The organism is Streptomyces sp. NPDC050549, from assembly GCF_040655035.1.
Classification (GTDB): Bacteria; Actinomycetota; Actinomycetes; order Streptomycetales; family Streptomycetaceae; genus Streptomyces.
The window spans coordinates 291,389-314,545 of record NZ_JBFAJD010000002.1 but is presented as its reverse complement, the minus strand read 5'-3'; the positions used below and the strand labels follow the sequence as shown (position 1 = coordinate 314,545).

The window sequence follows — 23,157 nt, the reverse complement described above, 5'->3', positions numbered from 1 at the left end:
GCCGCGCTGTGCCCACGTACGGAGACCTCGTCGTCAACGGGTCCTTCACCAACGGGACGACCGGCTGGTGGTCGGGCAGCACCGACATGGTCATCATCGCTGCCGGTACGGCCGGACTGGAGGCGACCGCGAGCACGGACGCGGAGAACCTGTGGGACGCGGTGTTCGGTCAGGACGGCGTCACCCTGCGCGCGGGCTGCCGCTACACCTTGTCGTTCACGGCCCGCGCCTCGCAGGAGGGCGCCGTCATGGCCGTGAAGGTCGGCATGGGGGTCGACCCGTGGACCCCGGTCGTGGAGAAGCAGCTCAACGTGCCGACGGTGGACACGCACTTCGTGTTCTCCTTCACCTCGACTTTGGCGACCTCCGGCCAGGTGTCCTTCCAGTTCGGCCAGTCCAGCCCCGTCACCATCCACCTCACCGAAGTCCGGCTGACCTGTTCGACCCCGAGCGAGGGCTTCTACACCGACCCGGACTCCAACGCCGCCAAGTGGCTGCAGGCCAACCCGGACGACCCGCGCGCCAAGAAGATCCGGCGGTCCATCGCCCGGTGCCCCGCCGCCCGCTGGTTCGGCGACTGGAACACGGACATCAAGGCCGACCTGGACGCGTACGTCGCGGCCGCGGCCGCTCAGGGCCAGATGCCCATCGTGGCCCTGTACAACATGTTCAACCGGGACAACGGCGGCCAGAGCTCGGGCGGTTCGGCCTCCCCGGACGCCTACCGGGCGTGGATCGACGCCGCCGTGGCCGGCATCGGCGACCGGCCCGTCCTCGTCGTCCTCGAACCCGACTCGCTGGCCCAGCTCGGCAACCTACCCAGCGACTCGGCTCGCGCCGAGCGCACCACCCTGGCCGCCTATGCCGCGCGTGCCCTCGCCACGCTGCCCGAAACCACCGTCTACCTCGACGGGGGAAACCCGACCTGGATCCGCCCGCCGGAGATGGCCGCCCGGCTGAAGGACGCCGGCGTCGCGCAGGTGCGAGGCTTCGCCGTCAACGTCGCCAACTTCGACTCCGTCGACGTCTGTTGCACCTACGCCACCCAGATCACCACAGAACTGGCCCGCCTCGGCGTCACCGGCACCGGGTTCGTGGTGGACACCTCCCGCAACGGCAACGGCGCGATGGACGCCGAGGGGCAGCACGTCGAGTGGTGCAACCCGGGCGGCCGCCGCCTGGGGGTGCCCAGTTCGATCGGCGTCGGTGACGCAGATTACCTGCTCTGGATCAAGGTCCCGGGTGACTCGGACGGCTCGTGCGGTGTAGGCGTCGGTATCCCTGCAGGGTCCTTTTCACCGTATCTCGCCGAGCGGCTGATCGAGGGCTGGTGACGCGGCTCCAGCTCCGCTGATCTCGGAACGCCGAGAGCGCGACGACAAAAAGGCAGTGCGCCGCAATTCCTCCTGAAAGGAATGGATCAACGCAGCATCAACTGCCCGAGGGTAGGGATCAATGCTGTAGCGAGCGCCAAGAGAGCTCCCGCAACTGACTGCTTGTCAATCACTCCGGACGGACTGGATGAGACCTTCTCGAGTATATCAACGCGCAGAGCGAGATCATTCGTCAGTTGACTGCCTTGCGTCGGCGGATGAACGGGTAACTCTCTACTGATTCTCCGAATCACCGATATTCGATACTCGGACACGGCCATCGACAGCCTCCATTGAGGCACAAAAGATATGGGGATGAGTACGCCCGCCGACAAGACGACCAGGAACCATTTTGCAATCCTCAACAAGATTGTGGGTTCCGCATGGTTCATCCAGTAGACCCAAGGGAAAATGCATGCAGCCGATCCGACAGCCGCGAGAAGAGATCCCATACGGTAACAACGGACGAGAAGCTCGACGCCGGGGGTGTTGGCAGGAGAAATCCAGGAGAGTTCCAGGTAGCCCGGGCGTGTCACCACGCGTGCAAAGTGAGCACCTTGGGCAAGCCAGTACATGCAGTTGAAAACACAGGCTCCTGTAATGGCTGCGCTAACGTAAGAGGCCAGGTCAATGGAGAGCAATTGCGTCATCTTCGGCGAGCGGGAGGCTATGTAGACCAGAAAGGCCGCAGACCCTGCGCCGCTCATCATGACTGTCCCTTGAGCCACTGCCGAGGTCTTGGCATCCAGCCAGCCGTGAACCGCGCCCTTCCCGCGCGCACTGAGCATGTCATCCAGGTCGGGAGTAAGGCTGTGGAACATGTGACACGAAACCCACTGCGACCAGACGCACAGAACATCCACGAAAGAAAAGTAAGCAAGCCAGAAATAACGACGCGAGAGGGTGTCCGTCGAAATTTGCGCAATAAGGTCGTGCGCTAACGCCAGGGCGAAAGGTGCCGCGACGACTGCAGCGAAAGTCAGGATGCCAGTCATGGCCCAGCGATTACGCCCAGGCGGCCCGTCCCTGATCCCGGATGCACGCAGGAGCAGAACCTTTGATATGTCACCGGAGTAGCGTAGTCGCAAAGCAACAAGAGTGACCAAGGAGAACCCCCTCCACCGCACGCCACGTCACAGGCAGTGTAAGGCCACGCACGGCAAAATATCTTGCAGTTTGTCATAATTACCCGGCGGTAATATTTGGCTGATGGAGTCGGCTCCACCTGACTGGAACCGTCCTGCTGACGGCTGTTGGGGTTTCTGGCTCGGTGCCTGCGCTGCGGTAGGCTCCATTCGCCGAGCGACCCTCCGTTCTGCAGCCGATGCGCCTTTTCCCGAGGGACCGTCAGGGTGGCTCCTGGCGAGCAGCGCACGCGGAGGCGCGGGGGAGAAAGCGTCACGACGTGGCCCAGCCACTATCCGCAGACCAGTTCCTCGCCGTCCTGAAGTCGTCCGGTGTCCGCGTCGTCGAGCACGGCAGCTGGCGCTCCCACAACCGCAACCACAAGGGCGCCTGGGGCCCGGTCAACGGCGTCATGATCCACCACACCGGCCCGTACTCCACCGAGGCCGCCATGGTGGAGCTCTGCCGCACCGGCTACACCGCGCTGCCCGGCCCCCTCTGCCACGGCGTCATCGACCGCTCCGGCACCGTCCACCTCGTCGGCTACGGCCGCGCCAACCACGCCGGATCCGGCGACGACGACGTCCTCAAAGCCATCATCGCGGAGAAGCCCCTCCCGCCGGACAACGAGGCCAACACCGACGGCAACCCGCACTTCTACGGCTTTGAGTGCATCAACACCGGCGGCGGTCAAACATGGCCGCAGGCCCAGCTCGACGCCATGTACAAGGTCAGCGCGGCCCTGTGCGAGGCCCACGGTTGGAGCGCGCGGTCTGTGATCGGCCACAAGGAGTGGCAGCCCGGCAAGCCGGACCCGGCTGGCATCGCTATGGACGACTTCCGCACGGCGGTCGCCAAAGTGCTCAGCGGCAAGCCGACGAGCACCACGCCCGCGGAGGACGAGCCGGCGTACGCCTCGTTCCCCGGCTCCGACTACTTCCGTACCGGCCGACGCTCGGCCCTGATCACCGCGATGGGCAGGCGCCTGGTAGCCGAGGGCTGCGGCAAGTACAGCGAGGGCCCCGGCCCCAACTGGACGGAGACCGACCGCAGTTCCTACGCCGCCTGGCAGCGCAAGCTCGGCTACTCCGGCGGCGACGCCAACGGCATCCCGGGCCCGACAAGTTGGGCCAAGCTCCGCGTTCCCAAGCCCTGACCCATAACCCGAGAGGACACCTGCCCCATGGCCACCGCCAAAAGCACCCGGAAGCTCCTCGCCGACATCGCGGAGCGCTCCGTACTGACGTACGTCGAGGCCTTCCTCGCCCTCCTCCTCGCCTCCGGCACGACCGACATCGTCAACCTGTCCACGCTCGAGTCGGCCGCCATCGCGGCGATCCCGGCCGGCCTCGCCGTCGCGAAGGGCGCTGTCGGTTCGCTCCTCGGCCGTTCCGGCACGGCGTCGTGGCTCCCCGCCAGAACCGACCCCGCCTCCATCACCATCAACTGACCAGAGGAGCAGTCGCCATGCCCGACGGAGAGATCGCCCTGGAGCTCGCCGAACTCCGCCGCGCCCTCGAAGTCGGGCTCGCGCGCATTGACGGCCAACTCGCGCTCCTGGTCCAGCGATCCGACCAGACCGACAAAGCCATCGAGGAAATCGACGCCCGCGTCACCACCCTCGAACGGTCTCGCTGGCCCCTCCCCGCCATCAGCACGCTAACCGGTCTGGTCGCCCTCGGTATCGCCGTATGGTCGGCGCTCGGCCGGTGACCACGAAGCGCAGCGACAGGGTGTCCGGCCCGGGCTCGGGTCACCCCTGTTACTGCCCAAGCTGAGTGGCCAGGAACACCGCTGCCACCGAGGGTCGGACCGCGTACGTTGCGCCCGCGCTGCCCTCGGGAGCCTCCCACCAGTAGAACGGATAGCGCCGCCCACTATTGCCCTGCGCCTTGCTCATTCCGGACAGCACGCCTGCCACGCGGCGCACCTGATCGACTTCGTTCGGCCCGTCCAGGGCCTTGTCCACCAGCTCCGTGCCGTGGATCTCACGGCCGGGGTTGCGCAGCAGGTACTCGAATACCTGCCGGGCCTGCGGCGCGAGTTCAGCCAGGAACACCGTGGCGCGCTCCAAGTCCTCCGGGCCCCATTCCGGGTGGTCGTAATGCCCCTCTTCGCCAGAGTGGTTCGCCCAACGCGGATCAGCCTCTGCCAGATACACCGTCACATCCACCTCTCACTCATCCTGAAGTGCTCCATTCTGGCCGCCCGGCTCACTTCGGGCTGCGACTCTCCAACTGCTTTCCATGCGGTTTGGTTCGCGTACTGGTCGCGGCGAGCCGAGCGGTAGGTCAAGCGCGCACCGTCGGGTCAACTATGCTTGACGCATCAAGTGCGTTTTATGCCGCGAGCGCCGGAGACACCGTGACCAAGAAGAGGTTTCCCTACCTGCTGGGACATGCGGAGATCGCGTTCCTCTACGGAGTCGAGCGGCAGACCTCCCAGCTGTGGAAGACCCGCGGAGTGCTGAACGAGCCGGATGCGGTGATCTCCGGAAACCCGTACTGGCTCCTGCCGACCGTGCTCGGACTCGCCCAGGACGGCACGCGCGAGCACCTGCCCGAACGGCTGAAGGAGTACAAGGCCGGTATCGACGGCGGGTACGAGGTCGACGACGCGGCGGAGCTGCCGGACGTCGTCGGCCTGAAGGAGATCCCCTGGGTCTTCGGCAAGAAGTACATGGACGTCTACCAGTGGCGGGTCCGCAGGAGCTTCGCCACCGAGGACGCGATGGTCTCCGGCTCGCCGCTGTGGCTACTGGACACCGTCCTCAAGGACGCCGAACAACGCGGACGCGGCACCGTCCAGGAGGGCATCGACCGAATCCGGGCGGGCGAGCGCGAGCAGATCAAGCCCCGCGGACGGAAGACATCCGCGGAACCGAAGCCGACGCCGAAACCCGTGCCGGAAGCACGGACGTTCCGGCCCGGCCAGGACTCAGTGGAGGATGTTGCGGCGTTCGCGGCGGAACTCCTGAACTCCGGCTTCTCCATGACCGTACGCCCGAAACGCTAGGCGCCCGGGACAGGCGAACCGGTTTCGGATCGCTCACGGTGCGAGTCGCTGAAAAGCGAGAGCAAACGGGGTCAGACGTGTCGACTCGCGTGCCAGCTCGCGGAGAAACACCAGATGGGGTCGGCGGCCCGGCATTCGGAGGCGCCGACGGGTGCGCCACCGTGGCACATGGGTCGTGGTCCCGGCCGAGAACATGGGTACACCCAGCGTCAGAGTGACCTGCTGCTTTTCACGCTTGGTCAGCCCCAGTTCGAGCTCGAGTTCGTGGACCAGGGCACGAAGCTCATCCTGGGCCGCCTTGATGGTGACGAGATCTTCCTGATCGCGGAGCTTGCGGTCGATGCCATGTACCCAGTTCCGGAACGCGGTCGCCTTGGCGCTGCGCCGCACTTCGACCGCGGTCTTCAGGAGCGCACCTCGAGTGGCGCACTGGCTGATGACGTAGGAAGCAATGAGTGGGAAGTCAGCCGATATCGCTGAGCCGCCGAACTCGTCGTTGATCTGGCCGCGCACCGCTTCTCTGATCCTGGCCACCCTGCCCATCACCAGGTCGCTGAAGCGGGCACGCGATTCTATCGGTTGATTGCTGAACAGCATCGAGCGCCATGCGTGCGGCATGTACGGTGCGCAGGCTGCACAGGCCAACCCCTGGTAGTAGAAGCCGCGGTAAGCGAAGAGAGCAAAGCTGCGTACGGCTGCCGTCTGCGTCTCGAGAATGCCTACGAGGGCCCGCAGCTCACGCGCGACCGCACGCTCGAACCCATCGTCAACGCCCGCCAGCGTGAACTCCATGAACTGAGCCGAATCGTGATAAAGCGGCGGCAGGATCTCCAGGTCGTCGGACGAGGGCATGATTTCGAGGCTCTGGACCAAGTGACCTGTCCCCAGCAGGCGCCGTACCTGCCTTGCGCTCGTCCGGAGCAGCTCAGCATGCACCGAGCCTGAACCCCCCACAAGAGACGTTTCCCCGAAGAAGTCTCCGTTCGCACGGCTGATCTGATACAGGTCGCGCCAGTTGACGTGGTCATCCCTGCTGGAGTTGTCGACGGTGAAGCCTTCGACCAGGACGATGGCCTCCAAGACGTCCATGAGCGATCGCAGATCCACACCGGACGGCAGCCGGCGCGTGCGCGACGGATCCCACTCGAAAGCCCTAAGGGCACCGAATATCGTGGTGTTGTCCATCAGGACGAATCCGTCAGGCAGCACATCATCAAGCCACATACCGCCCCTTGCTCGCGTCTCTCAAGCCACCTACCGATCAGCCTGTTGCAGCTGCCGCCATGGACACCATCAGACTTCCCAATCCAGTCGACGGTCACTCTACGATCCGGGTTGAAGTGACCCACACAGCGACCGGCCCCCGTGCGCGACGTGACTGTTGCCTATAACGTGACTCCCTCAACATGTGTCCAGGCAATGCACAGCTACCCTCGGAGACAAGGGGCACACATCGACAGTCAGGGCCTCGTAGGCGCGTTCCGGCTGCACGGCCGGCGCGCGAGCAGGGGCGATCACACCTCGAACTTGACGTCGAGGGTCAAGTGAAATATATTTTTATCAACTTCGATTATATGCAACATGTGTTGCAACACATGAACGTCTTATTGGGGAACAAGTTTACTTGGAGGGGACGTGACCGACACTCCGGTCACCTGGCTCGCGATCCGCGAGGACCAGAAGGCGTTCGAGGACCAGCAGTTACGCGCTCTGCGCGCGGCGTTCCCGGATCTGGCCGAGGCCAGTCCGGCGCAGCTGGGGATCTTCTTCCACTACTGCAAGGCGTCCGGACTCGACCCGTTCGGCCGGCAGATCTACATGATCAAACGCAAGTCCCGCGGCGAGATCCGCTGGACCATCCAGACCGGCATCGACGGCTACCGGCTGATCGCACGCCGGGCCGCCGACCGAGCCGGGCAGTCCATCGCGTACGAGGACTTCGTCTGGTACGACGCCGAGGGCGGCGAGCACACGGTGTGGCTGCGCGACGAGCCTCCGGCCGCGTGCAGGGTCGTCGTCTGGCGTGGAGACTCCCGTTTCCCCGCCGTCGCCCACTGGCGGGAGTACGCACCGAAGGTGTGGGACTACGAGGCCCAGGAGTACAAGCTCGGCGGCCTGTGGCCGCAGATGCCAGCCAGTCAACTGAGCAAGGTTGCCGAAGCACTTGCTCTGCGCCGGGCCTGCCCCGCAGACCTGTCCGGCCTGCACGTCGACGAGGAGCTGCACGCGGCCGACGCGGCGGAGTCCCGCGAGCGCGTCCAAGCCGCCGCCGCGCAGCTGAAGAGCGGCAGAGCAGTGCAGCCGGACAAATCCGAGCAGGGCGGAAAGAACCCCTCGTCCGGCGATGCCGGAGATGTGGTCGAGGGCGAAGTCGTCGACGTGCAGGACGACAACGCAGCGGCGGATACCAAGGCGGCGCAAGAGAACGAGAAGGCGCCATCGGTCGATCCGCGTGCCGAACTGGAGGAAGTACGCCGCGAAGCCCAGCAGCTTGCGAAACATCTCGATATCGGCTTCGACACCGTCAACGAGCGGTGCTTCGACGACTTCGGCGTCTCCTATCAGGACGCCACCACCGAGCAGTTGCGTACCCTCCTCGACGCACTGCAGGCGGGAGGCGGACCCGGTGCCGATGCCCCCTCCCCGGCCGATCCGACGGCCATGACCGCCGCCCCGATCACGCGCCGACGCGCGTCGGCCAAGAAGGCGGTGGCGCGTAAGGCCACCACAAAGAAGACCGCGGCACGAAAGTCCTCCCAGAGCCAGGCCACTCCACGCTCTGCCCAGTAACCCGCACTGCCCATCGGCCATCACAGGCAGACCTCCCAACAGAGTGCGAGATCACCATGCCCACCGACAACATCACCGAGAACCTCGGCATCCCCGTCCCCGACCTTTGGAAAGGCGCACACCGAGACGACCGCGCCCGCCCCCGTTCGCGCCAACGCCTCCTCGGCCCTTCGTCGATCGGCTTATGCAGACGCCGCGCCGCCTACGAGGTCCACGGCACCTGGCCGACCGACCTCGCCGACAACATGCACGCCGCCATCCTCGGCACCTGGCTCCACGAGGGCATCCTGCGCGTCCTGCGGGAGCAGTACGGCGCCTGCACCGAGCTGGAACTCACCGACGGCGTGATCCTCGGTCACGCCGACGCCTACTGGGCTCCGGACCACCTCCACGACCCTGCCGCGAGGACACCGCAGACCCGTGACCTGGGTGTCGTGGAGGACGTCAAGACGAAGAGCACCCGCGCCCTGGACGTCGTCGTACGCCAAGGCCCCAGCCGGGCCGAGTGGTTCCAGGTCCACCTGTACGCCCACCTGCTGCGCACCGGCGGCCTCAGGGACCACCCCGGTCTGCCGACCGGTGAACCGCTACCGGTCGACGTCGTACGGCTGAGATACGTGGGACGGGAGTACGGGCAGGTCGTCGTCCACCAACGCCCGTACGACGAGGACGTCACGAAGCAGGCCCTCGCGTGGGCCGAGGACATCCTGGCCAGCCCCGAACCGGAGGCAATGCCGCGCGACCTCGACGGCCCCGGCCTGTCGATCATCTGCGACAACTGCCCGTTCAAGACGGCTTGTTGGAATCTGGGCCAACTCCCCGACGACCGCGCCCCGCAGACGATCCTCGCCGAAGACACGGCGGCCGTCACCGAGGCCCTGCGCGCCTACGCGGACGCCGCCGAGGTGGAGAGCGCGTCGAAGAAGCGCAAGGCCAAGGCCCGCAAGATGCTGGACGCCGCCGACGCCGGAACCTACGGCGCGTTCAAGCTGTCCTGGTCCGGCGGCAACCCGCGTCCGCCCGAGCCCGACCCCGATGCGATGATCCGCGTCCTCGAGGGTCTCAGCATCGGCATCCCCATGCGGCCAGGCGGGCGGACCTCACGCACCATCGGCGTCTCCCGCGTGCCCGAGGCGAACTGACCACCACACGACCTGGGGCCGCCGCGCCGCAACACAGATCGTCGGCGGCCTCGGTCTCCGCTCACTTACCGGACAGCCCTTGGAGGGGACCATGTCCACACCCACGCTCCGCGAACGGCTCGCGACCATCCTGGCCCAGACGTACGGCGATCACCCGCCGACCGAGCTCACCCGCGAGCCCACACGTCGGATCTACCTCAGCACCACTGCCACAGGCGTGCCCGGCATCGACTTCCTGGCGATCGAGCGAGTGGTCAACGCCGATCTCCCGCTCCCCGGTCTCAACGAGCCCGAGCAGGAACTCGCCGCCCGGCTGATGACCCGGGCGGAACTCGGCGCGGACGAGATCGCCGAGCGACTCCGAGTGGAGCCGCGCACCGTCACCCGCTGGCGGTCGGCCTGGAAGGAAGCGGAAGGGGACGGCAGTTGAGCATCGAGGCCATGGCCTGGGCCTTCCGGCAGAACATCTCCAAGCCCGGCGCGAAGCTGGTGCTCCTTGCCCTGTGCGACTTCGCCGACGAGGCGTGGTCCTGCTTCCCCGGACAAGCCACCCTGGCGGAGAAGACGAGCCAAGGAGAGCGCACCGTGCGCCGGCACTTGGAATGGCTGGAGCAGGAGGGGTTCATCGTCTCCCGCGCCCGGTTCTCGGGCGGGCGCCGCACCAGCAACCGCTACACGATCCACGCCCCGCACCCTCGGACGCCACCGCCGTCGAGTTCACGGACTCCCCGTTCCGGCTCTCCGGCACCGAAGGCGGAGAAGCACACGAAGAAGGTCGGCGGAAGGCGGACGAAGCAGGCGGCCAAAACGGCTGGCGGCCAATCTGACCAGCGGCCAGGTTCGGCGGGGGAACCGGCCAGATTGGCCGGGGAACCGTCAGAGAACCACCAGAGCAACGCCCCCCAGCCCCCGGCGGACGGTGAGGGCCGTCGCGGGACCGGCGACTGTTCGGCACACCCGGATTCCCCGGCGGCCAACTGCCGTGGTTGCGGCACCAGCCCGCGTGCCCGGCGTGCCGCTGTTGCGGCGCAGGAGAAACGAAAGAATGACGAGCGCGCCCGCGGCCGGGACCGCCGTTGGTTCGAAGAGGACAGGGCACGGCGCGCCCTCGCCGCGGAACTCGAGGCTCAGGGTGCTCTGGATGGTCCTCGCCAGGCCGCGCGTGAGGCAATGCGCCGCGGCCAGCCTCGACTCAACAAACCCACAGATAAAGAACACTTGACGGAGAGTGATCAGGATTGATAAAATGTTATCAATGCCACCAAATCGGAACCCGCCCCTGGAGGATTCGACCGATGTTCCGGCAACTCACCCCCGGCGAACGGCAAGCACTCACTGACAGACTCGCCGCCCAGGGCGTCACCCCTCAGCAGTTCAAGCAGGCCCAAGAGCAGGCGCGCGAGCTCGGCGAAGCCCTCACCCGTACATACGGCGAAGCGATCGGCCGTCCAGTGACCCCGATGCAGTTCATCACCGACGTCCTCGGCGTCGAGGGTGCCGGCCGACTACTCGTCTGCGCCCTCCGCGAGACCACTGGCCGGATGGACCTGTATCGCGACTTCTGACCGAGCGCCGCATTTCCACGACCACAACATGTGTGGTGACAGATGATTTCCGTCGACTATCAGACTGAAAGTCCCGACCAGATCGCGAGGAATCCATGAGCATCTCCCTGCCCGACATCGTCGCGATAGTCCTCGCCGCCCGCGTCCAGGGCGAGCCCACCCTCCGAATCGATCCGGACGGCCGTCCCGTACGCGTCCTGACGCTGCGTGGCTCCCGACCCGGCGCGCTGTACGACTTCACGCTCGATGACGGTCACCGCCGTTGGTGCCTGGAGTCCGTCACGGACGACAGCGGGATCGAGATGCACGGCCGCACGCTCGGCAAGCGCCTGTCGGCCCGGCTGAGCGTCCTGCACGGCACTGCCGCCGAGCACTTCGGCCAACGGCCCCCGGACATCCCGTAGCCCCACCGCCCATCACCGCGGGCTCCGGACAGCGAGGGTCCGCGGAATCCACGAAGGAGAGAGCGAAGTGGACCAGCCCACCCGAGAGCAGTTACTGCACGCCGAAGCCGCGAGGCACGGCATCGCTCCCGACACGATCGACCGCGCCGTCAGCGTCATTGCCGCCGTCCAGCGCCGCGACCGCGCCGACTTCCGGCGGAACTTCGGCGGAGAACTGACCCCTGACCGCTGGCTCGCCGCCTACGGCGTCTCCGGCTTCAAGGACCTGTGCGCCCACGCCGCCCATCAGGCCGGGCTCGACCACCGCAGCGACAGCGGCGACGTGATCCTGCGCATCGTCTCCGCCATCGCACCCGTCCCCAAGCAGCACGACGACGACCGCCCGGTCCAGTTCTGGGCCCGCCCGCTCACCAGCCCCGGGGAAGCATCCTTCTCCGCCTACCGCGTGACCTACGAGAGCCCGGACGAGATGCTTCTCGGCTTCGACTGGTCGAGCGCGCTTCTGCGCTCCCACCTGCACGGCGCCCTGCACCGTGGCGGAGGCGCAGCCAGTCTCGAAGAGGGCACCGGCGTGATCGTCTTCACCTACGCGCGGGTGCGCGGGGCATACGTCGCCCGCCCGGCTCCCAGCCGCAGTCAGCCGTCCTGCCACCGCTGCGGCCAGTGGGAGCCGGAACACAGGATGGGCGAACGCTTCGGCGCCTGCGGACAGTTCACGCCCACCACCACGTCTGTCGCGTCGCAGCTCACCGCGGTCTCCGCGCCGTAGCGCTCGCGATGTCCACGCCTGGGGCCGCCGGTGCGAGCGGTCCGGCCCCGGGCGACCCCACTCCCCCAACACCTTTTCCTGAACGAGGAGTTCATCCATGTCCCGAACCCCCTGGCGTGTCGGCGGCGCCCAGCTGAGAGGTCGCCGCGAGGTACAGGCGGACGCGTTCGTCGTCGGCGGCGATCGTGCAACGGGCCGTATCGCCGTGGCCGTCACCGACGGCATCGGCGACACCGTCGCGGCCGTCGAAGCCGCCCGGTTGGCCGCCCAGGAGTCCGTCACAGCCACTCTCACCGCGACACCTGAGTTCGGCTGCATGACAGCCCGCGACCGCCTCGCGGCCAGCGAGAACACGGCGGACGCGTCCATCGTCACCGCGCTGTTCGACCCCGATCACAGCCGTATCCAGATCGCCTGGGCCGGACTGTGCCGCGCCTACCTGCTCACCAGCGACGGGCAGTTGCAGCGCGCCACCTACGACCACTCCCTTGGCGATCGCATCCGAGAGCACACCGCCCGACAAGGCCCGCTAGCGCCGTACGACCGCATGGTCACGCGCACGGTCGCGCACCACGAGTTCGTGACCACGTCCGTGCCCGAACACACCACCGTGGCCTTCCTGTTCTGCACCGACGGGATCAGCGCCGGCGTCACCGATCAGACGATCACTGCCGCCCTCCTCTGCGACGACCCCGACAAGGGCGCCGACCTCCTCACCGGCGAGGTCGGCGACCACAGCCCGGACAACGCGGCCGCCGTCGTCCTGCGCCGTACGTCCTGACCACCCGCGCATCACCAGGAGCCAACTCCCATGGGCAAGCAGCAGCACCGCCCCACCCAACTCCCGCTCGACGAACTCGCGACCGCGTACGTCCGGGCGGGCGAGACCCTCTTCCTCGCGGTCCACGACGACATCGCCGCCCGCGTGCGCCTCGCCCATCCCGAAGCCGCGTACCTGGAAGTGAGCGTCCACGAGCCCGGCGCCGTAGAACTGCACGGCATCTGGAGCGTCCGCGAGCCGGAAAGCGACATCAGCCACGTCCTGTACAACCCGCACGACGATGCGGACGGAAGCTGGCGGGACGGCCCGCTGGACGTCGACGAACTCGTCCAAGACCTCGGACGGATCCTGCCCCACTCCTTCCTCCAGCACTGGGGCGTGATCCAACCGCACCCCGTCCTCGAACACCGCAACCGACGGCGCTGGGTCGTCCTACCGCCGGCCGACCGCGCCGCCACCGTCGCCGAAGTCGTCCGGCGGCATGTCCCGGGCGCCGAATCACTGGTCTGCCGCTTCGAGGTCGACCACGGACGCATCGCCGTCGGCTTCGAGCAGCTCGCCCTCAGCGGCGGCGGGACGGTCGGCGTCCCCTGCCCGCACTGCTCGCCGGAGTCGGAGGACAGCCCGTGGCCACACGACGTCTTCCACGAACTGGCGCACCTACTCGGCCAGCTCTACGCCCTGCCACACCTGCGCGCCCGCCATCTGACGCTGTGCGTGGACGTCGAGTCCCACCACGAGGGACAGCTGTGGCAGCTGGTCTTCCCGTACCGCGAGTCGGCCCTCACCGAGGCCACGCGCACCTGATCAAAGCCCACTCCAGGAAGGACACACCCGTGATGACCAACATCGGGTCGGATCGAACCGTCACAGCCCTGCGTCACCGCCTGCTCGCCGTCGACGCCTTCAACGAGGCCCAGGCCCAGTACGAGATCGCAGTCCTCGACCACGTCACCGCGCTCGTCGTAGAGGCGTACCCGCAGACGACGCACCTCACCTTCGACCACTCCGCACACGACCGGACGATCGAGCCGCACGCCCTGTGGGCCACACACCACGCGGGTAGCGAGGAGTTGGTGCTCGACTTACGCCGCGCCACCGACACCTCCACCTCCGCCCTCGACCTGGACGAACTCGCGGACGGCCTGAACGACGCGCTCGCCGGGCTGCACTCGGCCGCATGGAGCGCCGTACGATCCGAACCGAGGCCGGACTGGCGCTGGGTGCTGGACCTCCCTCCGGCCGACAGAGCCGAGCGGATCGCCGAGCTCGTGCGCGCGCACCACCCCGAAGCCCGCCTGATCACGGTCGAGTTCGTCGGCGACACCTGCCAGGTGCTCGCCATCACGAGCGAGGATCTCTCGGAGCCCGGCGGCACGATCACCAAGCCGACACCGGACGACTGCGGCCGCCGGCTGTGGCCGGAGGAGACCGAGCGGCAGATCGAAGCGCTCACCCTGCAGATCCGCGCCCTTCCCCACCTGCGCGCTCGGCACCTCATGCCCGTCGGCGGACCCGCGATGCGCGAAGCGCTCCTCGTGCTCCCTCAACCCGGCCCAGACGAGAAGTGAGATGTCATGCCCCTGCCTAACGCCAACCCGGTCAGGACCTCCGTCCCCGCCGTGCACGCCCAGACCATCGCGGCGAACATGCTGAGGACCTGGCCGACGTTGATCGGCCTGACCATCGAGTACGTCGCCCACCACGACCAGGGCCCGTGCGGCGCAGTCACCTTCGCCGTCGTACGAGCCAGAGAGCCGTGGCCGGGACCCGTCCTGATCCGTTGCGACGGCTACGGCCACATCGCCCGCAGCTGCGAACACCCCCGGCCCGACGGCCAGCCCTGTTGGCTCCCGTCGGCCCCGCACCTCTCGCTGCGTGACCACGGCCTCTGCGCACAGCACCTACCGCCCCTCGCCGTCCGCGAGTGGGTCAGGCATCCCGAGCTGCCGCTCTACGGACGCGTCACCCGCGTCGACCCGGACGGCACGGTCGCCGTCGCGTTCGCGAGCGGCGAGCTCACCCTTCACGCCGGCCAGGTGCCGCGTGTGCCCCCGCACATCACCGAGGAGCTCGACCGGGGGCCGCTCAACGGCCCCGTGCACCTGGTCGACGAGTTGCCGCCCCGCCCCCGGCGCCATGTGCGAGACGCCAGCCGTAACCGCCCAACTCGCCAGCCCACGAAGGAAAGAGAGAACTGAGCATGAGCCGCCACGCCACTCCGCCGGCCGTCGCAAGGGAGGCGTGATGACCCTTCACTACCTCAGCGCCGTCCAACTCCTGCGCCGCGCCGACGAGGAGAAGGCCCGAGCCCTGTACGCCGACGTCATCGAAGCCCTCGAACAACACTGCACGGACGTCGGCGTGGACTGGTGCGGCAACGAGCTGAACATCACCGTCCAGCTCACGACCGACGGCGAACAGTACGTCGCGATCGCAGGCCGCGAGTCGCTGCCCTGGCACGCGGACCGCAGCGAGATCGGCGGCTGGAAGGCCGTACACATCGACAACACGTACGGCAAGGCGAAGGTCATCTACGACGCGACGACCGACGACGGCGAGGCGCCGGGCGACATGTCCCTCGAGCCCCTCGCCGAGGAAGTCGGCTCGTACGTCAACGGCTGGCGCGCCGAACACGGCGGATAGCCCCAGCCCACCCACACCGCGCCAGGGGGCCGCGCCACGACATCGGCCGGCCCCCTACCCCACCCATGCCTGAATCACGAGAAAGGGACACCCTTGTGCTGACCTTCCCCCTCGGCTGGCACCCTGCCCACCGGTTCGCCTCGGCCGCAACGACGGGGCGATGAGTGCCGTGGTCCAGTTCGACCTGTTCGGCGAGGTGGAGCAGAAGCTCCAGGAGCGCGTCACGCGCCGCGATGAGGAAGCTGCCAAGCCGCGAGCCGCACCACCCACCCGTACGAGGGGCCGTGCCCTCCCGAGTGACCCGCACCGGCACGCCGGCCAAGTCGCCGACAACGCCATCAACGCATGGTGCAGCCACTACGGCGGCAACCGCATCGACGTCCCCCTCGGCACCATCGCCGCCCTGACCTTCTTCCGGGAACCGCTCATCGGCGACTGGCTCCTCACCTTGGAACCCGCCCAGTTCCCGCCTCTCCTACGGGAGATCTGGGGCGTCCAGTGGATGGCCCATCCCGACCTCATCGAGGTCGCCCGGCCTCTTCATGACTGGCTTGAGGAGGAACCCGACGAATATCAGCTCCGCGCCGTACAGGCCGTCGTCCATACCGCGGTCCACAACGGCCTGTTCAGCCTCACTGCTCGGGACGACCCCTACTACCGCTCCGAGGCGGACGTCCTCAGCCCGCTGCTGACAGGGCTGCGGCACAAGAGCGACAAGAAGTGGCGCGGCGAGTACCACACACCTCCGTGCATCACCGACCTGATGGCCCGCGTCCTCGTCGACGGGAACCGCTTCGAGCCGGGCATGTCGGTACGGGAGCCGGCCATCGGCAGCGGAGGCATGTTCCGCTCCGTCGCCCAGCAGATGCGCGAACTCGGCCTGGACCCGCACGACTTCTCCTGGTTCGGCAACGACATCGACCCACTGGCGACCGCGTGCGCCGCAGTCAACGCCATCGTCTGGGACCTCGGCCCCAAGGTCGCGATCTGGTGCGCCAACACCTTCGCCGACGCCGACGGCGGCCTGGACAAGGCCCTCGCCGAACGCGCCGCGGTCATCAGGCACCGCAACGCGGTTGTGAAGCAGGCCCTGTTCGAGCGCAGGTCCCGACGCCTGCTCACTGCTCTTGACCATCTCCTCGAAGGAGCAGCGGCGTGAACGCCTCCACGACCCCACACCGTACGACCGAGAGGGACAATTCGTGAGCCCAACGAAGCCGACCTCACCGAAGGACACCGGGGCCCCGAAGAAGCAGCGCGTCTTCCCTGCGGACTTCGACGAGTTCGTCACCGAGACCGCAGCAGGACTCGGCGACGGTTGGACCGTCGACGCTGACAGCCATCCACACCCCGGCCTGTCCGCGTACCTCGCCCACCCCGACGGGCGCCGCATCGGCATCAAGCACATCTGGCGAGGCACGGCCGTCCAGACGTGGGCACTCGACGTGCCGCCGCGCGAGTACGAGGACCAGGGAGACGCCGAGGCATACGCCTACAGCCTCAAGCAGCTCACTCCCGACACCCGCTACAACGTCGGCGTCTGCTTCACGAACAACCCGCCCGCCGCAACCACGGCACGAAACATCCGCACGGGTCTCCTGCCGGCGTTCGACGGCAGGCGCCCACGGCTGCGCGCCTTCCCGAAGAAACGCTCGCGCCGCGCCCCGGCAGCGCAGAAAAACGAAGCAGCCACCACCGCGACAACGAACAGCAACACCACACGAGCCACGGACCAATCCGAGCCGCAAAAGACCACCGCGAAGGGCCCAGCTCCGGCGAAGACCCCACGCCGTACAGCCAATAAGGCTCAGCCCACCGAGCAGAAGGCCCAGCAGAAGAAGCAGCCGTCTACACGCCGGTCACGGCGCTCCACAGCAGCGGCCGCCAGGACAACGAAGCCGAAGGACACCAAGCCGCAGCAGACACAGCCACCTGAGGAAACCGCCAACAAGTGACCAACGTCCCGGGTGCGAGGCGCTCCGTAGGGCCGCCTCGCACCTTCTACATGTCATCGGCCCGGAGAACTGCCATGACACAGCTCGACCTCTTCGGAGAGAAGCAGGCCGCCATGGACCGCCGGTCCGCCCTCGAAGCCGACCGGGCTGCCCGAGCCGCTCGCCGCGCCACGTACCTCGAATCTCTGAAGATCGATTGCTGCACCGGCGAGCCCATCCCACCCAACGAACACGGCTGTCAGCAGTACCGCTGCGGACGCTGCGGCGCCCTCGCCTTCGCGGGCACCTTCGCCTTCAGCCACGACACCGGCTGGGGCGGCTGCCCCTCCGACACCGAGCCCATCCACCGCGTCGGCAAAACGATGTACCAGGCCGGCCTCTCCGCATACCGACACGACAACCAGCACTACCCACCCTGCGCCCGCCCCGACTGCGGCCACGCCCGCGGCGTCCACCAGAGCGTGCCGCCCACGCCCCCCGAGGACGCACGGTGCTACGAGTACTGCGGCTGCCGCGGGTATGTCGCTCCTGCCGAGCCTGATCCTTGAGAGGAACTGGCTCCGGATGCACGCGCCCTCCGACAGGAGGAACATTGACCACGTCCTACCGGGTCAACGTTTCCCGGGGTGATCTGATGCGCCGCGCTCTTGCTCTTATCCTCGCCGGAGTAGTGTCGGCTGCGGTCGGCTGTTCCAGCGGCGCGAAAGTCACCACCGCACCAGCCAGCAGCACATCGGCGACGAGCGCCCCAACCGAACAGGCACCTTCTTCTGAAGCGCCCAGCACACCGCCCTCGCCCGCCACCTCCGCAGCCGTCGGGGACACCCTCGACCTCACCGGTGACGAGAACGGCCAAGCCCTCGCCGTCACCGTGGTCAAAGTCGTTGATCCAGCCGCCGCTGCGAACGACTTCTCCACCCCGGGTGCAGACAAAAGATTCATAGCTGTCCAGTTCCGGCTCGAGAACACAGGCGCTGCGGTCTACACAGACTCCCCGAGCAACGGAGCGAAGATCGTGGACACGCTGGGGCAGCAGTTCGAGGCCACCGTCGAGGACACCGCCGCTGGCCCCAGCTTCCCCGGAAGCGTCACCATCTCACCCGGCGACACTGGACTGGGGTTCATCACCTTCGAGATCCCCACCAGTTCCAAGATCGCCAAGGTTCAGTTCGCGATGAACAGCGGCTTCGCCGGAGACACCGGCCAGTGGAATGTCTCCGGAGAGTAGTGAACGTCGTGCTCACAGCCCTGCGTTGAGCGCGCTGAGGAACTGAGCCTGAGCGAAGTCATGGAGCTTCTTTGCGTCACTGCCGGGGTCGTCCTTGATGACGGCGTCAGTGACGACCTTGACCAGGTCGAAGATAGCCGACAGAGGGTTGATCTTGTATTTGAGGATCTTGACCCCCACGCGGAAAGCAGTAGCCAGGATGCCGGTCTTCTCCTTGGCGCCGACCCATAGCAGCTCGGCGGCTCCCCCCTCGGGACTGCGCCACGTGGCGACGAGTGTGCTCGCGCAGTCGAGGCGGCGCCCAAGAGGGCTGATCCGAGGGCGTTCCTTCGTGAAGATGAACTGGGGCTTCGTCTCATGCTCGTCGAAGGGCTTCACGACCGTCTCGGTCTCGAATTCGATCACGGGCATCATGACCGTCTTGGTCTCGAACCTAACGACGGGTGTAGCAACCGTCTCGCACTCGATCTCGACAGCTGGGCCCACGTTATCCTTGGCAAGCTTGGCCCGGGGCCTGAACATAGCCCTCGTGACCGTCTCGCGCTTGAACTTGAGGACGGGCTCCACGACTTCCTTAGCCTTGAGCTTGATGACCGGCTTCATGCGCGTCGCAGCGCCGAGCCTCCTGATGACCGGACTTACCGCCGTCTCCGTCTCATCCTTTTCAGAGCGCTTGATCGAGGCTCGCGTCCGTCCCGGGAGCGAGCTCCTCGCGGAGCTTGGTGCGACCACCAGATCGCCTGTGTTCGGCAGCAAGGACTGCTTGACGTGCAGCCGGTTTGTGAACCTCTGCGTCGGACAGAGTTCGGCCAGGCCCTTCCCACGCAGCTGCCTCTCGGCTTCGGCATTCCGATCGTGCCCCGCTTGATGCCCTTCAAAAGGTCCGAACTTCGACATGCGTCCCTCCCCTGTCGGGCTGCTCCCATGTGCAGAGTGACGTGTGCGCGGAGGCGGCGGTAGAGCCATCAGACCCCAGCGTCGGCAAACCCTTAGCCGAGCTCTGCGGTGAGCTCACTAATGCCCGAAAGATCTTGTTTATGGGCATACAGGCCGCGCAAAAGATTGGCCGGATCATTACTGCACCGTACTTACCCAATACGAGGGCGAATCGGGCAAGGCCGTAGTCGAGAGAGAACCACTTGCGCTACCAAAGATGGCCATCTGGCCACCGCGATCACCAGAGTCTGCGTTCCGCCGCCACCTCGCCGATCGCGGCACGGCAAACGAAGTGAACCCGCGAAGGCCGAGCGGTGCTCACCAGAACAGAAACCCTGCCTCTACCAGCACCCCGAACCACCGCCGGACACCCGCCTCACCCGTCCCAGCCCACCGAGGACGCAACGGGGACACCACGGGGACACGCCCCCTCCGACGGGGACACAACGGGGACGTACTGCGTGGGACACTTCGACAGCGCCCAGGATCGTCCGGGACTCGTTGGGACAGAATCCGCGCAGGCCAGAGCCCACCCGGAAGCCCGCCGTCGCCACTCACCCGGCTTTCCGCCTGGTCAGCCCACTCCCGCCCCATCAGCCCCAAAACCGAAACGATCTTTCTCCTAAAGCGGGTGTCGCAGGTTCGAATCCTGCCGGGGGCACAGCACGTTACCGCTCCGACCTGGGGTTTGTCCCCCAGGGAGGGCTCCTACTCGGCCTCGGATGTCTCGTCCGGCGCCGTTTGCGTGAGCGGACGGAGAGTTGATCTCCGGAATTTCTCCCAACGGATCAGCATCATCCGGCACGGGCTCCGGGCTGGGATGCTCCGCGTCGTCGGGCTCGGCCTCCGCTTCGGGGGCGGCGTTTTCGGAGGTGACCCGAGCGTGCGGGACGAGCCGGGCGGCGGCCTCGGCGATCGCCAGGTCAGCCTCGGGGAGCAGGCTCGTGTACGTGTCGGCCGTGATGGTGATCGAGGAGTGGCCGAGCATCTCCTGGATGTCCTTCAGGTCGGCCCCGGCCGCGTAGGCGAGGGTCGCGGCACCGTGGCGGAGGTCGTGGAGCCGGACCGGCGGGAGATCGATCTCCTCGTACAGCTCGATGAACCGCCGTGTGACATTGGCGGGGTGGAGCATCTCGCCGTTCTCCTTGGTGAACACGCGGCCGGTCTCCACCCAGGCGCTCTCCCACTCCTTACGGTCCTTGTCCTGCTGGGCGCGGTGCCGCCTGAGGGCCTGGACCGTGTCGGAGTCGAGCGCGATGGTCCGCGTGCCCGCGTCGGTCTTGGGGTCGTCCTCGATCACCTCCCAGCCGTCCACGACGAGTTGCTTGGCGACGGTGATGAGACCGGCGTCCAGGTTGATGTCGGTCCACTTCTGCCCGCACGCCTCGCCCCGTCGCAGTCCACGGAACGCGATCAGGTGGAACAGCGCGTACAGGCGGTCCTCCGCAACATGGTCGAGGAAGAGCCCGGTGTGCTCCGGCGTCCAGACCATCACCGACGAGGGCTTCTCGCCGGTGCGCTTCCAGTGGAGGATGCGTTCCTCGGTCCATACGAGGGCCTTGGGTCGCGACGCCGGCACAGAAGTACACCGAGCGTCCGGCCGTGGCGCTGAAGGAGATCGGCGTCCGGCCGGCCTGGCGGAAGACCGGCACCGCCCGCCGCATCCACGACGCCCTCCTCACCACACGCGACGAGCCGTACGTCACGCTCATGGTCAAGCCGGCCGCCGGGGACGGAAAGGTCCACGCGCTCTACAAGTCGTGGGGGTACGAGGACATCGGGCAGAGCCAACCGTCACCGGCCTCGCCGGTCCTGACCGTGATGATCCGCGCCAGCCGCTGGCCGGCCCTCACGAGTGAACTCGCCGTGCTTTCGGATCAGTTGCCATGACACCGCGCAGGATGTCCGCCACTTCCTCGGTGTGCTGATTGATGAAGAAGTGCCCCCCAGGCAGCGCGTGCACCCGTAACGTCGAGGACGTGTGCCGCTCCCATGCCTGTACGTCAGGGGGGTTGGTGAGGGAATCCATGGACCCCATGAGCGCGATAACTGGACAGCTGACGGCCGAGTCGGCTTCGGGGTGGTAGCGGCTGTGTGCCATGAGGTCACTGCGTATGACAGGCAAAAACATTCTGCGCAGCACCGGATGGCCCAGAAGGTCGGCATCGGCGCCCCCCAGCGAGCTGATCAGTTCGATCAGCGGCTCGTCAGGGTCTTCCGAGCCCTCGCTGACGGAATCCAAGGCAGGCAGCCTGATGCGAGAAGGGGCAGGATGCCCGGAGGCCACGAGAACGATCTGCCTCTGGTCGGGCGTGCGACGGACGACCTCATAGGCCACCGCCGCCCCCAGGCTGTGGCCGAAGAAGATTGCCGGTCCGTCCTCGCGAATCCGCGCGAGCACTTCGGCCACTTGGTCCGCGAGGACGTGAACATTGGTGAAGAGGGGTTCTCGTTGGCGTTCCGCGCGCCCCGGGTACTGGACACACGCCGTCTGCGCCATGTCGGCCAGCCGCGCCGCGAGGTGCTGGTAGGAGCCGGCGGAGCCACCTGAGTGTGGGAAGAAGAGGACCGTCCAGGGCGTGGCCGGCGATGCAGCGCCGGGGAAGGACCGTATCCACGGTTCGGCGTCGAGCATGACTACCGCTCTCTCAAAGGACGACGAGGTCAGAGGGAGTGAAGCAAGGCGAGTGTCTGCTTGAGCTCGTCCCGCAGCGCATGTCCAGCTGCCTCGGCGTCTCCCCGCACGACAGCGTTGATCAGTACGGCGTGCCCCTCATCGCCATGATTCGGATTGTCGGAGCGCAGGCTGAGCAGCTCGACCAGATCGAGCAACCGACGTTGCAGCACAGGTACGAACTCGGTGAACAATCCGGTGAGCACCGGGTTGTGCGCCGCGACGACCACGGCCTCGTGCAAGGCGATGTCGGCCTCGACGAATTCGGCGTTGCCCCCGTTCGCAGCGTCCCGGCGCCTGGCCAGGGCACCATGCAGAGCGGCGATGTCGTCGTCGGTGCGGCGTTGCGCGGCCAACTGCGCGGCTTCGACTTCTACGAGCATCCGGACCTCGTAGACATCGGTAATGACTGCCTGGCGCAACTGGGTGGCCCAGTCTTCCTTGGGCTTGGTCGCGATGACGAAGACACCGGCTCCCTGGCGTGCCTGCACCAGGCCGGCGCCAGCCAGTGCCCGCAGAGCTTCACGAACGGTTGAGCGCCCCACACCAAGGGACTTGGCCAGAGTGGTCTCGCCGGGGAGCTTCGTCCCGACGGCCCATTCACCCCCGGTGATCTGTTCGCGCAGGTGCTCAGTAGCTTGCTCGACCAAAGGGGACGGCCGCAAGGCACCTAGTGCCATGTGAGATTCACCTTCCCACACCTCTCGGGTTGTCTGAGGAGCTGAGTTGTCGTTACTGTACCCCCATGCTGCTG

27 protein-coding genes and 2 pseudogenes are annotated in these 23,157 nt (G+C 67.0%); 22 read left to right on the top strand and 7 right to left on the bottom strand.

Features of this window, described 5'->3' with window-relative positions; genetic code table 11:
• Positions 1 to 8 precede the first annotated feature (8 nt).
• Entirely contained in the window at positions 9 to 1,334 is a 1,326-nt protein-coding gene (locus tag AB0I51_RS05550) for a glycoside hydrolase family 6 protein (RefSeq protein ID WP_362971701.1), read from the top strand.
• 86 nt (positions 1,335 to 1,420) lie between these two features.
• On the opposite strand, the gene AB0I51_RS05545 is transcribed toward AB0I51_RS05550, so the two are convergent.
• The gene (locus AB0I51_RS05545) at positions 1,421 to 2,368 is read right to left on the bottom strand and encodes a hypothetical protein (protein WP_362971699.1); all 948 of its coding nucleotides are present in this window, start codon (positions 2,366 to 2,368) and stop codon (positions 1,421 to 1,423) included.
• Positions 2,369 to 2,778: 410 nt separating this feature from the next.
• On the opposite strand from AB0I51_RS05545, the gene AB0I51_RS05540 reads away from it, so the two are divergent.
• The 3 genes from AB0I51_RS05540 to AB0I51_RS05530 are packed head-to-tail and all read left to right on the top strand — an operon-like array spanning position 2,779 to position 4,211.
• Positions 2,779 to 3,654 (top strand): peptidoglycan-binding protein, encoded by an 876-nt coding sequence (locus AB0I51_RS05540; protein WP_362971697.1) that lies wholly within the window; start codon positions 2,779 to 2,781, stop codon positions 3,652 to 3,654.
• Positions 3,655 to 3,681: 27 nt separating this feature from the next.
• A complete protein-coding gene (locus tag AB0I51_RS05535; RefSeq protein ID WP_362971695.1) occupies positions 3,682 to 3,948 on the top strand; it encodes a hypothetical protein in 267 nt (88 codons plus the stop codon).
• 17 nt (positions 3,949 to 3,965) lie between these two features.
• Entirely contained in the window at positions 3,966 to 4,211 is a 246-nt protein-coding gene (locus tag AB0I51_RS05530; protein WP_362971693.1) for a hypothetical protein, read from the top strand.
• 49 nt (positions 4,212 to 4,260) lie between these two features.
• Here the strand turns inward: AB0I51_RS05530 and AB0I51_RS05525 are convergent, their stop codons facing one another.
• Positions 4,261 to 4,671, bottom strand: a complete 411-nt coding sequence (locus AB0I51_RS05525; protein WP_362971691.1) for a DUF6416 domain-containing protein — start codon at positions 4,669 to 4,671, stop codon at positions 4,261 to 4,263.
• A 191-nt stretch (positions 4,672 to 4,862) separates the two neighbouring features.
• Between AB0I51_RS05525 and AB0I51_RS05520 the strand changes: the two genes are divergently transcribed.
• On the top strand, positions 4,863 to 5,513 hold the full coding sequence (locus AB0I51_RS05520; protein WP_362971689.1) for a hypothetical protein: 651 nt from the start codon (positions 4,863 to 4,865) through the stop codon (positions 5,511 to 5,513).
• Between the two features lie 33 nt (positions 5,514 to 5,546).
• Here AB0I51_RS05520 and AB0I51_RS05515 read toward each other — a convergent pair whose 3' ends face one another.
• A complete protein-coding gene (locus tag AB0I51_RS05515; RefSeq protein WP_362971687.1) occupies positions 5,547 to 6,698 on the bottom strand; it encodes a hypothetical protein in 1,152 nt (383 codons plus the stop codon).
• Between the two features lie 450 nt (positions 6,699 to 7,148).
• On the opposite strand from AB0I51_RS05515, the gene AB0I51_RS05510 reads away from it, so the two are divergent.
• From AB0I51_RS05510 to AB0I51_RS05435, 16 genes are all read left to right on the top strand, one after another.
• The gene (locus AB0I51_RS05510; RefSeq protein ID WP_362971685.1) at positions 7,149 to 8,303 is read left to right on the top strand and encodes a recombinase RecT; all 1,155 of its coding nucleotides are present in this window, start codon (positions 7,149 to 7,151) and stop codon (positions 8,301 to 8,303) included.
• Between the two features lie 56 nt (positions 8,304 to 8,359).
• Positions 8,360 to 9,445, top strand: coding sequence for a PD-(D/E)XK nuclease family protein (locus tag AB0I51_RS05505; RefSeq protein ID WP_362971683.1), 1,086 nt, complete (start codon positions 8,360 to 8,362; stop codon positions 9,443 to 9,445).
• Positions 9,446 to 9,536: 91 nt separating this feature from the next.
• Complete coding sequence (locus tag AB0I51_RS05500) at positions 9,537 to 9,875, top strand: helix-turn-helix domain-containing protein (RefSeq protein WP_362971681.1); 339 nt, start codon at positions 9,537 to 9,539, stop codon at positions 9,873 to 9,875.
• Positions 9,872 to 10,687, top strand: a complete 816-nt coding sequence (locus tag AB0I51_RS05495; RefSeq protein ID WP_362971679.1) for a helix-turn-helix domain-containing protein — start codon at positions 9,872 to 9,874, stop codon at positions 10,685 to 10,687. Before AB0I51_RS05500 ends, AB0I51_RS05495 begins: the two co-directional genes overlap by 4 nt.
• 53 nt (positions 10,688 to 10,740) lie before the next feature.
• Complete coding sequence (locus tag AB0I51_RS05490; protein ID WP_362971677.1) at positions 10,741 to 11,010, top strand: hypothetical protein; 270 nt, start codon at positions 10,741 to 10,743, stop codon at positions 11,008 to 11,010.
• Between the two features lie 95 nt (positions 11,011 to 11,105).
• Positions 11,106 to 11,414, top strand: a complete 309-nt coding sequence (locus tag AB0I51_RS05485) for a hypothetical protein (RefSeq protein WP_362971675.1) — start codon at positions 11,106 to 11,108, stop codon at positions 11,412 to 11,414.
• 67 nt (positions 11,415 to 11,481) lie between these two features.
• On the top strand, positions 11,482 to 12,183 hold the full coding sequence (locus tag AB0I51_RS05480) for a hypothetical protein (protein WP_362971673.1): 702 nt from the start codon (positions 11,482 to 11,484) through the stop codon (positions 12,181 to 12,183).
• A 97-nt stretch (positions 12,184 to 12,280) separates the two neighbouring features.
• Positions 12,281 to 12,964, top strand: a complete 684-nt coding sequence (locus AB0I51_RS05475; RefSeq protein ID WP_362971671.1) for a hypothetical protein — start codon at positions 12,281 to 12,283, stop codon at positions 12,962 to 12,964.
• 30 nt (positions 12,965 to 12,994) lie between these two features.
• Entirely contained in the window at positions 12,995 to 13,771 is a 777-nt protein-coding gene (locus AB0I51_RS05470) for a hypothetical protein (RefSeq protein ID WP_362971669.1), read from the top strand.
• A gap of 32 nt (positions 13,772 to 13,803) precedes the next feature.
• On the top strand, positions 13,804 to 14,535 hold the full coding sequence (locus AB0I51_RS05465) for a hypothetical protein (RefSeq protein WP_362971667.1): 732 nt from the start codon (positions 13,804 to 13,806) through the stop codon (positions 14,533 to 14,535).
• Between the two features lie 6 nt (positions 14,536 to 14,541).
• Positions 14,542 to 15,165, top strand: a complete 624-nt coding sequence (locus AB0I51_RS05460; RefSeq protein ID WP_362971665.1) for a hypothetical protein — start codon at positions 14,542 to 14,544, stop codon at positions 15,163 to 15,165.
• A 46-nt stretch (positions 15,166 to 15,211) separates the two neighbouring features.
• Entirely contained in the window at positions 15,212 to 15,610 is a 399-nt protein-coding gene (locus AB0I51_RS05455; RefSeq protein ID WP_362971663.1) for a hypothetical protein, read from the top strand.
• A gap of 160 nt (positions 15,611 to 15,770) precedes the next feature.
• The gene (locus tag AB0I51_RS05450) at positions 15,771 to 16,769 is read left to right on the top strand and encodes an N-6 DNA methylase (RefSeq protein WP_362971661.1); all 999 of its coding nucleotides are present in this window, start codon (positions 15,771 to 15,773) and stop codon (positions 16,767 to 16,769) included.
• A gap of 43 nt (positions 16,770 to 16,812) precedes the next feature.
• Complete coding sequence (locus AB0I51_RS05445; RefSeq protein ID WP_362971659.1) at positions 16,813 to 17,565, top strand: hypothetical protein; 753 nt, start codon at positions 16,813 to 16,815, stop codon at positions 17,563 to 17,565.
• A gap of 74 nt (positions 17,566 to 17,639) precedes the next feature.
• Positions 17,640 to 18,113 carry a hypothetical protein gene (locus tag AB0I51_RS05440; protein WP_362971657.1) on the top strand — a complete coding sequence of 158 codons (474 nt, stop codon included), beginning with the start codon at positions 17,640 to 17,642 and terminating at the stop codon, positions 18,111 to 18,113.
• Between the two features lie 44 nt (positions 18,114 to 18,157).
• The gene (locus AB0I51_RS05435; protein ID WP_362971655.1) at positions 18,158 to 18,793 is read left to right on the top strand and encodes a DUF4352 domain-containing protein; all 636 of its coding nucleotides are present in this window, start codon (positions 18,158 to 18,160) and stop codon (positions 18,791 to 18,793) included.
• 12 nt (positions 18,794 to 18,805) lie between these two features.
• Here AB0I51_RS05435 and AB0I51_RS05430 read toward each other — a convergent pair whose 3' ends face one another.
• Both AB0I51_RS05430 and AB0I51_RS05425 read right to left on the bottom strand, forming a co-directional pair.
• Positions 18,806 to 19,690 (bottom strand): hypothetical protein, encoded by an 885-nt coding sequence (locus tag AB0I51_RS05430; protein ID WP_362971653.1) that lies wholly within the window; start codon positions 19,688 to 19,690, stop codon positions 18,806 to 18,808.
• A gap of 747 nt (positions 19,691 to 20,437) precedes the next feature.
• Positions 20,438 to 21,296 (bottom strand): annotated as a pseudogene (locus AB0I51_RS05425) (site-specific integrase); the annotation flags it as partial.
• A gap of 2 nt (positions 21,297 to 21,298) precedes the next feature.
• Here AB0I51_RS05425 and AB0I51_RS05420 point away from each other — a divergent pair.
• Positions 21,299 to 21,619: pseudogene (locus AB0I51_RS05420) on the top strand (GNAT family N-acetyltransferase); the annotation flags it as partial.
• Here the strand turns inward: AB0I51_RS05420 and AB0I51_RS05415 are convergent.
• Complete coding sequence (locus AB0I51_RS05415) at positions 21,579 to 22,364, bottom strand: alpha/beta fold hydrolase (protein WP_362971651.1); 786 nt, start codon at positions 22,362 to 22,364, stop codon at positions 21,579 to 21,581. The pseudogene AB0I51_RS05420 and the gene AB0I51_RS05415 sit on opposite strands and share 41 nt — an antisense overlap.
• A gap of 29 nt (positions 22,365 to 22,393) precedes the next feature.
• The gene (locus AB0I51_RS05410; RefSeq protein WP_362971649.1) at positions 22,394 to 23,083 is read right to left on the bottom strand and encodes a FadR/GntR family transcriptional regulator; all 690 of its coding nucleotides are present in this window, start codon (positions 23,081 to 23,083) and stop codon (positions 22,394 to 22,396) included.
• Positions 23,084 to 23,157: the final 74 nt, after the last annotated feature.